Below are 15517 nucleotides of genomic sequence, written 5' to 3'. Positions count from 1 at the left end.
TGCCTTGTATCAGCGTCATATGCCTAAAAATAAGACAACCACAGCCTGGGGTATTTGGAACGGTTTTTATAATATTGCCTTAGGTTTGGGTGCCTTGATTAGCGCCTACCTCGCTCATGGGTTTGGTTTTTCAGGCGTGTTTATTGCTTTGTTCTTCACGGCCTGTTTAGGTTTCATCTTTGCGCTTTTTTTGTGGCGCAAGATTTCTCTAGAGAAAACAAGTAGCCCGGCTGTTTGATAAGCAGCTTTATTTTGTTATAGTTAAAAATTGCTTATAAGGATGATTAAATGTTAAAGCGTTGCCTGATTTTGTTGACTGTGAGTTTTCTAGCTTGGCCAGTATTGGGGTTTTCAGCGGCTGTGCCGTCGCTTGCGGCTGGCAGCCATTCAAGTGCTAAGCCAGAGGCGCCGCATGGTGTGGCAAGCACACCTAAAGTGACGGGTAAAACCAGTGATAGCGCAATTTACGTGTCGTTGCAAACAGGTTATGTCCCGCCTGCGACTGACAAATGGGTCAACAGAAGTAATAACGGAACGGTTTACACAAAATACAAATCTGGCCCTTCTTTTTCAGTGGCGGTGGGTTACCATTTTAATGCCCACTGGCGTGCGGATCTTCAGGCTTTGTATATTGGGCAGAATGTTCGCCGTATTAAATTTACAACCTTTAACGCTGATTTGAGAGGTAGCGAGCGCGCTTATTCTTTGATGGCAAATGGCTATTACGATTTTAAAAATAAAAGTAAATTCACGCCTTACTTGGGCGCAGGTTTTGGCTACACGGTGATTCGCGTTCAAAATAAGCGCGAAGCTGCGGCGACTTACGAAGGGCTTGCCTATATTCGCAGGCCGTCGGTTCAGGGTATAGTGGGCTTGAATTATGCGTTGACACAGCATTTCTCTCTTGGTTTGAATTACACTCTATTTTATACCTTTCCTGATAAGAGCTTTGATTTTGTCGAACACGACTCTGGCAACAGTGTGATTTACAAAAATACGGGCTATTTACGTAATATATTCAATCTGACGGCTTCGTATTCATTTTAGCCCTATCTTTGTATTTTTTTGGAGCGAAAAGCCCGCTTTTTGCTCTAGGTCTAAAGCCACTTAAAATAGTTGCCGGAAGCAGGCCAGATTGGTACAGTACACCCAGGTTTTTACCCATCATTTTAAGGATATCCCATGTTTAAAAAGCTTCGTGGTATGTTTTCCAGTGACCTGTCAATCGATTTAGGTACGGCCAATACATTAGTGTATGTCAAAGGCAAAGGAATTGTGCTGAATGAACCGTCGGTGGTAGCAATTCGTCAAGACGATATGGGCGGGCCCAAGCGAGTGGCAGCTGTGGGTGCTGAAGCTAAGCGTATGTTGGGTCGTACACCGGGCAATATCAAAGCGATTCGCCCTTTGAAAGACGGCGTCATTGCTGATTTTTTCATTACTGAAAAAATGTTGCAGCACTTTATTCATAAGGTGCATGAAAACCGTTTCTTGCGTCCAAGTCCTCGTGTCTTGGTCTGTGTGCCCTGTGGTTCCACACAGGTTGAGCGCCGTGCAATTCGCGAGTCAGCCCTAGGCGCAGGTGCGCGGGATGTGTATTTGATCGACGAGCCAATGGCGGCTGCGATTGGTGCAGGCTTACCCGTTGAAGAGGCTTCAGGTTCCATGGTCGTGGATATCGGTGGTGGTACAACGGAAGTGGCGATCATTTCTTTGAGTGGTATCGTCTACTCTGCGTCGGTGCGTATCGGCGGTGACCGTTTTGATGAAGCGATTATTAGCTACGTTCGCCGTAATTACGGTAGCTTGATTGGTGAGACGACCGCTGAGCGTGTGAAGCAAGAAATTGGTGCCGCGTTTCCGAACGCTGATGTGCGTGAGATGGAAGTGCGAGGTCGTAACCTTGCTGAGGGCGTGCCACGCAGTTTTACACTCAATAGCAATGAAATTTTGGAAGCGCTTCAAGAGCCGTTGACGGGTATTGTGGGCGCGGTGCGCGCAGCCCTTGAACAAGCGCCACCCGAATTGGCCGCCGATATTGCTGAACGTGGTATGGTGTTAACCGGTGGTGGTGCGCTCTTACGTGATTTGGATCGCTTGTTAATGGAAGAAACAGGTTTGCCAGTGATTGTGGCGGATGATCCTTTAACCTGTGTAGCGCGTGGTGGTGGTGCAGCCTTGGAGATGGTCGATAGACTGGATTTTTTGGGCAAAGAATAGGGGTTTAAGCGATTAAGCCAATCTTCAAACAGAATGCGCGTATAGGGTTACGCGCATTTTTGCTCTGTGTTATCAGTGTTGTGCTGATGTTTGCCGATCATACGAATCGGTTTTTTCACCGCGCACGCGAAAAAGCTTCTGTTATAACATTACCCGCTGTTTACGCGGTTGATTTGCCGGTTCGTGCCGTGGAATCTGTGGTGTCTAATGTGCGCACGCGCGCGAGTCTTGAAAAAGAAAACACGAAGTTAAAAGCCCAGAATGCTTTATTGCAATCGCAAATTCAAAAGATGATGACGTTGGAAACAGACAATAAGGCATTATTAGCCTTGTTGCAGTCTTCTATTCAAGCCGGTGGCAACAAGGTTTTAGAGGCTTATGTGATCGCGGTATCCGAGGCGCCATTTCAGCATGAGTTGGTTGTGAATAAAGGTGAGGGTGATGGTATTTTCGAAGGCCAACCCGTGTTGGATCAAGATGGTGTGTTGGGGCAAATCGTTGCCGTGGATCCTTTGGTCAGTCGTGTGATGCTGATTACCGACGGCCAAAGTGCTGTGCCGATCCAGGATCAACGCAGTCATGATCGCGCTATTGCTCTCGGTCAGCCAGAAACCGGCATGCTAAGCTTACAAGATGTGCCACAAACGGCCGATTTTAAAGAAGGCGATATTCTCGTCACTTCTGCTTTGGGTGGCCGTTACCCTTATGGTTATCCTGTCGCGAAAATCGTCAGCGTTGAGCAAGACCCGAACGAGCGTTTTAGTCAGATCATTGCTAAGCCCTTGGCACATTTAAATCGCTCGCGTTTGGTGTTATTGGTGTGGCCCAATAATCGCGCCTTAAAAAGGGCGGCGCAAAACCTGTTAAACAAGCAAAACCAGGGGGGCGCTCATGCAAAGAAAGCCTAGGCTGGGTTTTGTTTGGTTAACTTTGTTTGTGGCCTTTATGCTGTCTTTGGTGCCTTTGCCTGCTTGGGTTAATTGGTTGCGCCCGGATTTTGTTTTGCTGGTTTTGTTGTTTTGGTCAATATCACTGCCGTACTCTGTGTCAGTTGGTTATGCTTTTATTGCCGGTTTATTGCTGGATTTATGTTATGGCACTGCATTGGGCGAGCATGCGCTTGCGATGATTATACCCGTGTACTTTGCGTGCAAGTTTCATAAGCAATTTAATATGTTTCCAGGCCTGCAGCAGCTGTTTGTGATCTTGGCTTTTTCTTTGCTTTATAAAATTATCGTGTTCACCGCACAAGGTATTCTTGCGAGCGCGCCTGCGAGTGTGTTGTATTGGTTGGCAGCATTGGTCAATATTGTGCTTTGGCCTTGGCTATTTCGTTTACTATCCGATTTGAAGCGGCGGGTCGATCTTGAGTGAAACGAGAATAAGGCGCTTTCGCCGCGCGGTTTACCGTATAACCCACTGGCTGCTTTACCTTATCGCGGGTCTCATGGTCTTTTTTGCAGTGGTCTTAACGGCAACGCGAGCCATGACACCGTTGTTGACCATGCATAAAGCACGTTTTGAGCAATGGGTGTCGCACGCGATGGAGCTGCCCGTTAAAGTTGATGAGGTGAAGTTTGGTTGGAGCGGTTTTCAGCCAGAAGTTTGGCTCAGTGGTGTGACTGTTTACCAAAACGCGCCGGCAAAGCAGCCCTTAGGACACATTGATAATCTGTATGTCTCCTTGGATGTGTTTCGCACCGTCCTTTCTCGTGAGCTTCGATTGGGTGTTATCACGTTTTCAGGGTTTCGCTTGCGTATTGATCAGCTTAAACACGGTTATCGAGTTAACCAGGCGATGAGCGTTTCTTTAGAGCCTGGCGCGCAATCCTCAGTTAGTGATTTCTTTAAAGATTTATTGCGACGTGCCTATGTGCGCTTGAGTAATGTCAGTGTGCAATATCATGCGCAAAATAAAAAAACCACAGACGTTTATATCCGCACGCTGGTGCTTAACAATGCTAGCGATGCGTATCAGCTTTCAGGCAGTGCAAGATTGACTCGCCCCGGTATCGATAAGCCATTTTCTGTGAATTTTATTACGGAAAACAAAGGCGGTTTGTTTGATTATCACCATGCTACTGGCAAACTCTACGCTAAAGTAACAGGTTTGGATTTAGGTGCGTGGTTTAAGGCACAGGAGTACCATGGTTATTGGTTTAATGCAGGGCAGCTTAATTCAAAGGTTTGGTTAAGGTTTCATCAGGGCCATTTAGACAGCGTGTCTCTAAGTCCAAAAGTGTACAACTTAAGTTTGCATTCGCAGCGATCAGGTCGTTGGTTACGCATCAAAAGTTTGCAGGGCCTATTCGCCTTTAAGCGCCGGGAAAATGGTGCTTGGGAAATGAGTGCAAACAACTTAGATATCATCACGAAAGACAGTGTGTGGCCGACGCTGAATTTTTATCTTGCCAAAGATGCTACGCATCATCGTTTAGCTGTGTGGTTGAATTATTTGGATTTGCAAGATACCTTGCGCTGGCTGTCAGGCAGTACTTTGGTGCCGGCTAAGATAGGCCACTTGTTGTACCATTACCAACCTCGTGGCGCGTTGAATAACGCCATGGCCTTCATCAACTTAGACAATGCAAAAGAGTACTATTTTCAGGCCTATTTAAACGATTTGGGCCTTGATCATTTGCCATCCGTCGGTGCGGTTGATCATCTTTCGGGCGCGATTTATGCTCTGCCGGGCCAGGGTGCTTTTCGTTTGGACAGTAAGAACTTAAGTCTAGATTTGAGTGGTTTGTTTGATAAACCCGTCGATTTAAGTCTTGCTAAAGGATTACTGCGATGGCGTTACGGTGACCAAGGTTTCAAGGTGTCGGGTTATCATCTTCACTTGGCTAATCCTGATATTTCTTGGGTGGGTGATTTTGCCGTTGAGCAAAAAGCTAAAAAGCCCGTCATGATGAGCCTGATGGGCGGTTATTATATGCAGTCTCCAACCCAAGCCGCGCATTATCTTCCCACGCGTGTGATGGAAAAGGGCGCGGTTGATTGGTTGTCGCAAGCTTTTATTAGTGGTGCTCCACTGACGGGCAAGATTGTTATTCATGGTCCGTTGAATGATTTTCCGTTTTTGGATAAGCGGGGTATTTTTCAGGTTGATACCAATATTCAAAACATGCATTTGCATTATGCCGATGGCTGGCCGGATTTGACCGGCCTGAATGCGAACCTTCTGTTTTCAGATAATCGCATGACTGTGAATGCTTCATCGGCGACAGTATTGGGTGCGAAAGTCAGTAATCTTCAGGGCACAATTCCTTCTTTGACAGGTAAGGCGCCTGATCAGTTGTTGGTCGATGCCAACATTGATGATAAGGCGAGTGATATTTTACGCTTTTTTAATCAATCCCCGTTGAAAGAAACCGTGGGTGCTTCGCTTGAAAACATGCGCATGCAGGGTGATACCTTAACGAAGCTTCACTTAACCATTCCTCTTAGCGATCCTGATAAAACCCAAGTGCAAGGTGAAACACAGTTCTTAGGTGTTGATTTGCATTTGCTGGATTGGCGCTTGTGGGTTAAAGAGCTTAAGGGGCGCTTGTCGTTTACGGCATCAAGCATTGCTTCGCAGGGCTTGCAGGGGATATTGGAGGGTAAACCTGTCAATATCCATATCAAAACCCAGCAAAAGCCTTACCTGGCAACGCAAGTGAACTTCTCATCGAGTTTGTCCGTGTCAAAAATTTTCGCATACTTTGGGCTAAAACAACCGAGTTTTATTTCGGGTGATTTTGGCTTTAAAGCAAAGCTTAATTTGCCGGATGTTTTAACCTCGCTGAGAAAAAATGAGCTGCGTATAGAGTCGGATTTAAGCGGTGTTTCGCTTGCCTTGCCTCAGCCGCTGGGTAAAGCTGCGCAAGACTCAGTAGACAGTGAGTTTAATGTGAGCTTTGCGGGCACCAGCCCGGGCGTGTTGAACTTTCACTACGGTGATCGTTTGGCCGCTGCTTTTTCTTTTATTCCTAGTCAGCAAGGCGCAAAGCTTTACAGTGGTCAGTTAACGTTTGGGGCGAATAAAACGGTAGCGCCGGTGGAACCAAGCTTATTGCTGACAGGCGTGCTCGATCATTTTAACTGGCTTGATTGGAAAACACTTTGGTCTAAAGAGCCGTCAAACTTTTCAAGTGCGAAGTCAAGTGAATCTGATTTTATCTCCCGTTTTCATCCGACGATGGATGTTTTGGTTAAAACCCTCGCGCTGCCAGTTTATACCTTTAAAAATGCAAGGGTGACAGCTAAGCATGAGAGTGCAGGCTGGCGCGTGGGGTTGTCTAATCCGGTGCTGGCAGGCGATGTGCTTTATCCATCGAATTATCCTGAGTCACCTTTGCTGATTAATCTTTCAAGCATTGATCTCTCAGCTTTGCTTGGGGGTATGAAAAAAGGCGAGGCACCAGGTTCACCTTTGCAGTGGCTATGGTTACAGGCCTCGGTCGCTCGTTTGCGCTATCAAAACCTGGAAGTCACAGGTATTAAAGCGGATCTTAAGCCTGAATCGGATGCGCTTTTGATTAATCGTTTAAGTGCCAGTGGTGACTTGCTGAATGGCAGCTTAACGGGCAGGGTGACTTATCAAAAGGGTAAGCCGCTGGAATCATCGATTCGCGGTTCTGCTGGCAGTAATAATTTCACTCTATTGTTAAAAACCTTTGGTCTTCGCTCGAGTCTGCTTGCGAAAAAAGCCCAGATTACCTTTGACTTAAGCTGGCCAAAGGGCTTAGCAGACTTTGAGCTGTCGCAGCTCAATGGCGATATGAATATGCGTCTCGTCGATGGTTGGTTGGTTGACCTCGGGCAGTCCACCACACAGAAGTTAAATTTGGGTAAGCTTGTCACGCTGTTAAGTTTGCGTCATCTTCTGACGCTGAATGTGTCTGATCTGGGTAAAGACGGTTATCACTTTGATAGCTTGACCGGTGCTTTGCATTTTGATCATGGGCGCCTATCGTCCAACAACTTAGAGGCCTTGGGCCAGGTGGCCGATATTAAGGCTAAAGGCTGGGTGGATTTGGTGAAAAAGACCTTGAGTTTAGAGGTGGGTGTTGATACCAATCTTGGCGCCAGCTTGCCGGTGATCGCAACGATTGCAGGCGGCCCCGTGATCGGCCCGATTGCCGGTATCGCCACCTGGGCGGTGGATAAATTGGTTCACAGTGCAACGCGTGAATCCAGTCGTTATGATTATCGTATTACAGGACCTTGGTCTAAACCCAAGGTTCAACACCTTGGCGCCACTGCTCAATAGTCATATTAGGGCGTGCCCCTAAACTCATCGATTATCTTGTTTTTCGCGCCCGAGAGTTCAGGGATACGCCCTAGTGGCCATGGTTTTTCTGCGCACAAACGGGTTGTCTTTTTCTGCGGGTTTAAATTTTCTTCAAGCTTTTAATGCTGAAAAACTCTCCAGAAAATAGCGCCTGTAATTCTTGATTAAGTTAGATTGCTGCGCTCACTGTCGTTCGCTCGCAATGACATTAGGGATAATCCAAGAAAATAAAAACCCGGATTATCCTCGCTTCGTTCGTCAACCCAGGCTACATTTACGAAGTGATAAAAAACATGTGTAGGCTGGGAAAAAGCTTTATTTAGTCGATCAACCTGACTCAATCGTGTATAAAATATCCGCACCGTTATCGTAACTGCTGGTCTGGGTTTGCAATTGCCAGTGTTGTGAAATTTGATATTGCAACATGACAATGCTCACAGGAATGCTGATGCCCACACTGTAAAGCGCTTGCAATCGTTTGCTTAAGCGTTTGCCTATTACGAACGAAGTGGTTGATTGTGGGCCTGTGTTGCCGGGTACGTAAACTTGGCTGTTTTCAAGACCAATGGTGCTTAAGCCTAGCGAGCTTTCGAGATTGCTGGTCACGCCTTGCGTTTGGTCTGCTGCGAGCAGAGAAGCTGTTTGGCCGAGCAGGGCGGCATTTGAGCCACCCACTGAGCTTGAGGGTTTGTCAAACAGTAAGTAAGACAGTATGTCAGTTTGCGACATGGTCGGAATGGAATACAAGTTGATACTCGGGTCCATGGCGGTGCCGGTGACGATAATGCCAACCGTGACTTTCGAGCCTGTTTGATTCGCAGAAGCGGTGAAATTATACACGGGGATGATTTTAATGGCTTCAATGTTTAAGCCGGGATTATCAATGGATTCTCCGGTGAAAATCAAATTACCTTGTTTGATTTCGAGTTTCTTGCCGTAGGCACGGAACATGCCGTTTTCAACATTAATGCGGCCTACGCCTGTTGTCGCGCCGTGTGGTTTGCTATTGATGGTTAAATCGCCGCTTAAACCTGCGTCCAGCCCCATATAATTGAAGCGAACTTTTTTGCCTAAAATAATTTTGAGTTTCTGTAAGTAGAGCTGTAAGGCTTTATCACGCATTTCAGTGTCTGGCGTGATGATTTCAAAATTGCTTGGCAATGTGGTGGCCGAGCTAAAATCTTTCGGGTTGATGTCGGCATAAGGGATAAGAACTTCACCTGTGATAATCATATCAGGGCGTGAATAGTTTAAGGCGAGATCCGGTGATACCGTGACATGGTACTCTTTGTTGTTGATCACAGTGACTTTGCTGCCTTTGAGGGTTGCCTGTACTTTGAGAGGTAATGATTCTATGGGGGCGGTAGCGTTGAGTTTTAGTGTGCCTTGGCCGGAGGTCAGCTGGCTGACTAGGCGAAGCTGGCTTGTGTTTGCGCTTAAGCCTAGTTCAATGTTTCTCAGGTTTAAGCCTAGGTCAGGCAGTGAAACACTGCCTTGTTGTAGCTGTATTCTGCCGTCTAGCGCAGGCTTTTTGATCGTGCCAGAGACTTTCATTGTGCCCACAAGTTTTCCGGTAATCGATGAGATTTGTGGTATCAGCGAGGTCAGTTTGTTTAAGTCGGTGATGTTGAGCTCGACCTTGCCTTTGATCGCTTGCTCATCTTTCATGGTTTGAAAGAGTTGGTACTTTGGTAGTGAAAGCATGAGTTTGAGTGCGTTTTTCGCGTCATAAACATTGAGCTGGCTATTGAGTGTGACACCACTGCTGTCGGATTTGATGTTGATCTGGCTGTTGTTCAGGCTGATGGCTTGCGTGCTGTTTAGGCTTTCTAAATGCAGTGTTAATGTGTTAATTAAGGTCTGGCTGTTGAGTGTTATGGCGCTGTTGCCATTGCCTTGTAGCGTTGTTTTGCCATTGATGTTGGATTTTAAGTGCAGCTCGCTGGGCAGAAAAGGATTAAAGATCCCAAGGTTGAATCGTTTGATGGATAGCGTCATCAGCCAGTTATTGTCGGCTTTCCAGTCACCTTTCAGGCATAGGCCTTGCTGCGCGTTTGATTGCCAGCAAAACGGTGTGAAGCTCACGGCTTTATCGGAGGCTTTCAGCACAACAGTGTGGTTCAGTGCATAACGACCAAAGCGTTTTGAGGTGAGGGTAAGTTGCGACACCTTTTCGGTCAGCAGGTGATGGCTGATTGCGCCGCGCGTGTCAAAATAGAGATTTTCTTTTCGCGCATCGATGTGGGCATAAACATGATGAGAGTTCATATCACCTTTGATGGAGGTATAAGCGGTTTTAATATGAAGGCTTTGGTAGTGTGCTTGCTTAACGTTTAAGAAAAAGTGTGAGTAACTCTTAAAGCTGGTGTCGAGGCGGCCTTTGATGTTCGCTGATTCGGCGCTGAGGTCGAAGAGCCTTAGATCATTGGCATGGATATTTCCGTTGATAATGGGGTGAGAGAGTTTGCCTGTTAGGCTGCCGGCACTTTTTAGTTGCCCTTTAAAGTTTGGGTAAACCTGCGCCATATTCGGCGCATTCATCGTCCATTGAAAGTTGCTGCTTGGGCCAAGCTGCCCTTTTGCTTGGAAGCTATTCGGCCCGATCGTTAACCGCGATGGCTTGATATTAATGACCTTGTTTTCGATGCTTAGCTGTGCTTGACCGGATAAGGGTAGATTTTGTAGTTGGCCGCGCAAGCCTGACAGTGAAGCTGTTAAGTTGAGCGCGTCACTATAGCTGCCATCGGTTTTGATGTTTGCGCTGATATCGCCAGGCAGTGCGGCCCATTGTACGCCGGGATTGATGTGGGAAAGATTTATGTTCGCATGCCACTTCACGATCGGTTGCCACGCGACACTAAACTGCCCGGTGATGACGCCGGCCGCGCTGTTTATGTTCAATGTATTGGCGGTGTAGTGGTTTCGGCTGCCCGTGCCTTCTAGTTGCACACCCAGTTTAGGTAGGATGTTGCCGCCAAGCTCAGTCGATAGCTGGGTTTTATAGTCGTCAAAATTTCCGTTGACGGATAGTTTGCCAGACTGGCTTTGTACATAGCGGTAAGGGTCTATGGCCCAGGTGAGTTGCTGCCAGTGTGCCTCAATGTTCATCTGTCCTTGGTCTAGGAGTTGTTTAAGCACAATGTTGGCATCAAAGGCTTTTTTGGGATCACTGTGAATGTTAATGTTCAAAGTGTGGGCGAGATCGCCTTTTGCATTAAAATCGCCTTTAAGCGTGGGTTCCACGGGGCTGGTGTTACTGAATTTGCCGTCGAGACTCATTTTATACGGTGCAATAAGTTCAACCTGGCCGTTTAAGGCAAGCGTGTTTGGCTTGGCTTGAATAAATAGTGAGTCTATGTTGAGTGTCTTTCTTGCGGTGAGTTTTTTAATCGATAAGCTTTGTAATTCTGTGCGGCTTTTGTCGGCGCTGATAAAACGAAAATCAGTAATTTTTATATCGTTCAAGGTAATAGGAATTGGCAGGGAGAAATCACCGTTATGGTTATTTTCGGTTTTTTCACTATTTTTTGTTTCGCTGGGTTTAAGCTCGCGAATATCAACACCGCTAACATGGGCTTTGTTGATATGAAGATGCCAAGCGAGAAGATCGCGAGGCCTCCAATCAAAATCGACATCGCTAATATTAAGATTTAAGCTGTCGCTTTTGAATTGAATGCCTGAGAGTCGAGCTTCACCGAGTAGCTTTCCATGGATTTGTGCAACATTTAAAGTGCCGGGTACGAGCCCTTTGCAGATTGTGACGACAGTACGAAGGCCGGCGGTCGTTGAAAGCATGAGTGAAACCCAGGCAATCAAAAAAATTGCAACGGTGGCAATCGATAAGCTTAAGCGCTTCATAGTTCAGGCCCCAGGCTAAAACCAAACTGATTGGGCTGACCTTGTTTGCTTAGAATCTTGGCCCAGTAGACGGTCAAATCGCCCACGGGTGTTCGCCAAACCACGCCTAGACCTGCAGTGCGGTTTAAGTTGTGTTTGTAATTATCAAAGCTGACAAACGCATTACCAAGGTCGTAAAACACTTGGGCGTAAAAATCGCCGTAAATTTTTCGTTGATAGGCAGTGTTGGCTACGGTTAGGTATCGGCCAGGGCCAATACCCAAATAATCAAAGCCTAGAATGCTGTTATCACCACCGGCAAAAAAACGTTGTGATAAGGGAATATTGTTATATTGGCTGCCGGCAATTGCGCCAAGTTGCAAGCCTAAAATAAAACGGTTGCCGACGCCCAAGGTTTTGATGCCTTTAAAATTAAACCGTGAGGAAAGGTAAGATGCGGCGGAATAAAGATTTTTGTACGCGCCGCTGATAATAAATTGGTAGCGCGAACCATTTTCAACGCTCACAATGTTCTGTGTGCTAAGCCGTGTGGCTTTAACTTCTGGCATGATGAGGTGACCGCTTTGGTAGTCTTCATTGCCGTTGAGTCGCCAGCTTTCATTGAGGTACCAGAGGTAACCTTCGAAGGTCCATTTATCCATTTGCCATAAGTAACCTGGGCCAAATTTTCCGACGTAAGCTTTTGCATCATTGTTCGCTTGCATGATGTACACCGATGCGTTGAGTGTGTAGTACGACGTCACTGGGTTGTGCGCAGGAATAAGGTATTGCGCGCTTAGATCGTAATAGGTGCGAGACCATAAGCCTGATAGTTTAAATTTGTGCCCGTATTGTCCGATGTAACGCCAGTTGACTGCGCCTGAAAGTCGAATGCCTGACACTGTGCCGTAACCCAAGCCGATTTGGTACATGTGTTTCTTATTCATTTCAAAGTTAAGTTTGACTGGGACTTTGTGTGTCTTGTGGTCGGGTGAGGGTGTAATGGATATGCTTCTGAAATACCCTGTGCCGGCATACGTTGACTGCAGGTCGGTGAGTTTTTGAGGGTTATAGGGCTCACCTGGCTTAAAATTTAAAAAGCGCCTTAGGAAGTTAGGGTTAAGCGGCGTTTGATTAAGCGCAATCGGCCCGAAATAATAGCGTGGACCCGTTTCCAGCACCATTTCAACATTGGCTTGGTAATGAATTAAGTTGACCTTGACGCTGTCATGTTTGAATTGCGCGTTAATGTAGCCCTGTGTGCGAGCTGTATTGATTAAGTCAACTTTGCTGCGCTGATATTTCGAGACTTCAAGGACATCGCCTTGTTTGAGCGGAATGTTTTTCAGTGTCTTTTGAAGGGCGGGGTTTGTTCTGCCTGGGCCTTTGATCAGAACATTTAAGCTTTGGATGTGAATAGGCTCGCCTTGCTGAACCGTGTAGTTAGCTACATAATCTTGCCCTTCTTGTTTTAATTCGCCATCAACGGTGGGCTGGTAGTAGCCGTAAGGTTGTAGGGCCAGCGTGATTTCTTCTTTGCCGGCTCGGTAGAGCTGGCGCGCGGCGTGACGTTTGAGTACGGGTTTGACACTTTGCAGCATCACCCGTAGTCGCTCATTCGCATTTTTGAGCAAAGCGTTATCGATACCGGTAACGGTATAACGAAAGTGAATGTTTTTTTTCTCGGGTAGCGTGTTGCCGAAGGCCGCAGCCGAGAAGAGCCCCAGAAGTAGACACTGAATTGTGGCTCTTTTGAACATGTTAAGCGCTTGATTTAAGAACGTATATAAAGGTATGTGTTCTGGGCGGAGCTGTCAACCGCAAGGCCTGTGTTTTGGCTTTAAAGTAGGGTGAGTCGCAACTTGATGGCGTCAATGCTTAAGGCTTTTTCAACAAGTTCCTGGCGTGTCTGAGCATTGAGTTTAATTTTGATGCTTTCCAGGTAGTGTTCTACGGTTCTGGGTGAGAGCCCCAGTTGTTTTGCAATGCCTTTTGTGCTGTGCCCTCTTACCAGTTGGTAAAGACAGTCGATTTGTCGATCGCTGAGCGAAGCCCTGTTTTTGGGATCAACTCTTGATTCAGGTGCGACAAGAAAAAGCCCCATGATGCCAATAAGTTTGTTTGATCGAGTAAACCAAGGGATTTTGTGTGTAATGCCGTGCAGAAATTTTCCATTATGGTTTAATCTGCCTGATTCAAAGAATATGCAGGCTTTTCTATCGCGCAGTACTTTCTCATCGTTGACTTCAAGGCTGGAGGCTATTTCGGAGGTAAAGAAATCAAGGTTATTGTGGTTCTTGATGTCTTTTGGATCGCGCAAGCCGAAGTCATGAATAAGGCGGTTGTTGGCGCCACAGTACTGGTGCCGACGGTTTTTCCAGAAAACATGAAAGTATAGGCCTTGGTGCTCTCCTTGCTCGATATCGTGTAGCTCTTCTGGATTGGAGGCTCGTATAAACTGTTGGAGAATGTGACTCATCTTTTCTACCAAAGCTGACGGTGCAATAGGGGGATTTTACCCCTAATAATCCTGTTTAAAAAGCTTAGAATAAGCTCGGTTCCGGAGCTGACAGAATAATAACAGCCTTTGGCTCTTGGAACCTCATATTTTAGGATTTTAGGAGTAAAGAGCATGGTCAATGATGATTTAGAGGCTGTTCAGCCGCTTGTGTCGAAATTTGGAGTGTCTGAAGAAATTAATGCAAGGTATTCTTTGGAGTTTTTCAAAAAATTGGCGATGCTTATTGAGCCCTGGGTAAAACAGGAAGCTATAGGTCGACTGATGTTAATGGCTTTGGATACCGATAAATCGTTCGCCGAAGTGGCGCGGGCTATCAAGAGCGCTCTTGGGGTGGTCACAAGATTTGAGACGAAAAAAGCGATTGATAAGTTTATCATTACGTTGGCAAGTTTGCGCGCAGATGTGACGGGAGAGTCTTTTGAGGTTAAGGCTTGTTATCTTTCGGAAAGCCGTTGCTCGGTTGAGCCTCGCGCTAAATTTCAAAACCCTGAGGCGTCTTTGGTTTATAGGCAGGCTCTTGCGGGCTTGCTCACTCAAAAATACATCCCCGGTCAGTCCAATAGCGATTTCTTAGGGGGGTACTTTGCGCGCTTACCTCAAGCGTTGAGGGAGCGCTATGACCTTGAGTGCTTTAAACGATTGTCATCGCTGGTTGAGCCTTGGGCAAGGCAAGACTTGGTGGGGCAGTTTATTTTTGCGGCCATCAGTGAAGATTTTAATATCAATAAGCTTGCTAAGTGGGTTAGGTTTGAGTTGAAGCCTGTGGGCCTGATCGCAACGAAAAATGCGATTGATGAGTTTATCCGGGGCTTGGCGCAACTGCGTGCTGATTTCTCTAGTTGTTCGGTTGTGCTCAAGGGCTGCTACTTTGGCAAACACAATGGTATGTTCACCCCTTTGAGTCTTCGTGGTGGTGAGGCGATCACAGAAAAAACTAAAGAGGCTTTCGCTCTTATTCTTTCAACGTTGTTTGTGAGCGACGAAGAGCGTCTTGTGACTTTATGTAAACTTCAGATTGGTGCTATTGGTAATCGCTTAATTCAACAATACAAACCCGACGGGCTTTTTCGCCTTTTTAAAGCATTGTTTGAAGGCGATGATTGTGCTCATGAGCGCAGGCAGATAGAGGAAAACTACGCATCCGATGAGTGTCTTTCAGAGATTTTGGCTGATTTTGACGGTTTGCTGGATAATGTTTCGCTTGTTGAGATACAAAACGCAATGCTGGATGAGGCTCATCTTCGGCAGCGCTTGACCGCTTATCTTCATGAAATATTACCCGCGCGAATCGATAAGGCACGTGCTTTTTTTACCGGTTTGAATCTGTTTTATCGCCTGTTCAAAGAGGGCGCGCCCATTGGGCTAGAGGGTGAGTTTGAGTCGCTCGTTAAGGCGAATCAAAAAAGCTTGATTCGACACCGCATAGCGGGCGCGGTTGTGGGCGGCATGGGTGTGGGTTTGTTGGCCAGTGCCACGGTTGCCGGTATTGGTGCTGCTATTGCATCCAGTGTCGGTGCTGGGGCTGTTGCCGGTGCTACCACAGGTGCTATGACGACGACCGGAAGCAACGCTGCCACGATGAATACACTTTTGCCGGCGAGTATTCTTCCCGTGGTTGTAAACACCACAACAAATACAACGAATACAGCGAGTAATATTGT

9 protein-coding genes are annotated in these 15517 nt (G+C 46.6%); 6 read left to right on the top strand and 3 right to left on the bottom strand.

Annotated features, from left to right (window positions below; all coding sequences use genetic code 11):
• The first annotated feature begins 19 nt into the window (after positions 1-19).
• From COV52_02210 to COV52_02185, 6 genes are all read left to right on the top strand, one after another.
• Positions 20-238, top strand: a complete 219-nt coding sequence (locus tag COV52_02210) for a hypothetical protein (protein ID PIR11781.1) — start codon at positions 20-22, stop codon at positions 236-238.
• A gap of 50 nt (positions 239-288) precedes the next feature.
• Positions 289-1047, top strand: a complete 759-nt coding sequence (locus COV52_02205; protein PIR11780.1) for a hypothetical protein — start codon at positions 289-291, stop codon at positions 1045-1047.
• Positions 1048-1182: 135 nt separating this feature from the next.
• A complete protein-coding gene (locus COV52_02200; protein PIR11779.1) occupies positions 1183-2220 on the top strand; it encodes a rod shape-determining protein in 1038 nt (345 codons plus the stop codon).
• Positions 2221-2231: 11 nt separating this feature from the next.
• On the top strand, positions 2232-3128 hold the full coding sequence (locus COV52_02195; GenBank protein ID PIR11778.1) for a rod shape-determining protein MreC: 897 nt from the start codon (positions 2232-2234) through the stop codon (positions 3126-3128).
• Positions 3112-3594, top strand: a complete 483-nt coding sequence (gene mreD, locus COV52_02190; GenBank protein ID PIR11777.1) for a rod shape-determining protein MreD — start codon at positions 3112-3114, stop codon at positions 3592-3594. Before COV52_02195 ends, mreD begins: the two co-directional genes overlap by 17 nt.
• Before the next feature lie 73 nt (positions 3595-3667).
• Positions 3668-7477, top strand: a complete 3810-nt coding sequence (locus COV52_02185; protein ID PIR11776.1) for a TIGR02099 family protein — start codon at positions 3668-3670, stop codon at positions 7475-7477.
• A 348-nt stretch (positions 7478-7825) separates the two neighbouring features.
• Here COV52_02185 and COV52_02180 read toward each other — a convergent pair whose 3' ends face one another.
• The 3 genes from COV52_02180 to COV52_02170 form a co-directional block, all read right to left on the bottom strand.
• The gene (locus COV52_02180; GenBank protein PIR11775.1) at positions 7826-11356 is read right to left on the bottom strand and encodes a hypothetical protein; all 3531 of its coding nucleotides are present in this window, start codon (positions 11354-11356) and stop codon (positions 7826-7828) included.
• The gene (locus tag COV52_02175) at positions 11353-13095 is read right to left on the bottom strand and encodes a hypothetical protein (GenBank protein PIR11774.1); all 1743 of its coding nucleotides are present in this window, start codon (positions 13093-13095) and stop codon (positions 11353-11355) included. Before COV52_02175 ends, COV52_02180 begins: the two co-directional genes overlap by 4 nt.
• Before the next feature lie 80 nt (positions 13096-13175).
• A complete protein-coding gene (locus COV52_02170; GenBank protein ID PIR11773.1) occupies positions 13176-13814 on the bottom strand; it encodes a hypothetical protein in 639 nt (212 codons plus the stop codon).
• Positions 13815-15517 lie beyond the last annotated feature (1703 nt).

The sequence above is a fragment of the Gammaproteobacteria bacterium CG11_big_fil_rev_8_21_14_0_20_46_22 genome (assembly GCA_002796245.1).
GTDB lineage: Bacteria > Pseudomonadota > Gammaproteobacteria > UBA12402 > UBA12402 > 1-14-0-20-46-22.
The sequence above is the reverse complement of the archived record's forward strand: the minus strand, read 5'-3'. Positions and strand labels throughout refer to the sequence as shown.

What these genes read in the sequence shown, in the direction of transcription:
- COV52_02210 (PIR11781.1), top strand. Translation starts at nt 20, where the DNA reads ATGCCTAAAAATAAGACAACCACAGCCTGGGGTATTTGGAACGGTTTT.
- COV52_02185 (PIR11776.1), top strand. Translation starts at nt 3,668, where the DNA reads ATGGTCTTTTTTGCAGTGGTCTTAACGGCAACGCGAGCCATGACACCG.
- COV52_02180 (PIR11775.1), bottom strand. Translation starts at nt 11,356, where the DNA reads ATGAAGCGCTTAAGCTTATCGATTGCCACCGTTGCAATTTTTTTGATT.
- COV52_02175 (PIR11774.1), bottom strand. Translation starts at nt 13,095, where the DNA reads ATGTTCAAAAGAGCCACAATTCAGTGTCTACTTCTGGGGCTCTTCTCG.
- COV52_02170 (PIR11773.1), bottom strand. Translation starts at nt 13,814, where the DNA reads ATGAGTCACATTCTCCAACAGTTTATACGAGCCTCCAATCCAGAAGAG.
- COV52_02200 (PIR11779.1), top strand. Translation starts at nt 1,183, where the DNA reads ATGTTTAAAAAGCTTCGTGGTATGTTTTCCAGTGACCTGTCAATCGAT.
- COV52_02205 (PIR11780.1), top strand. Translation starts at nt 289, where the DNA reads ATGTTAAAGCGTTGCCTGATTTTGTTGACTGTGAGTTTTCTAGCTTGG.
- mreD (PIR11777.1), top strand. Translation starts at nt 3,112, where the DNA reads ATGCAAAGAAAGCCTAGGCTGGGTTTTGTTTGGTTAACTTTGTTTGTG.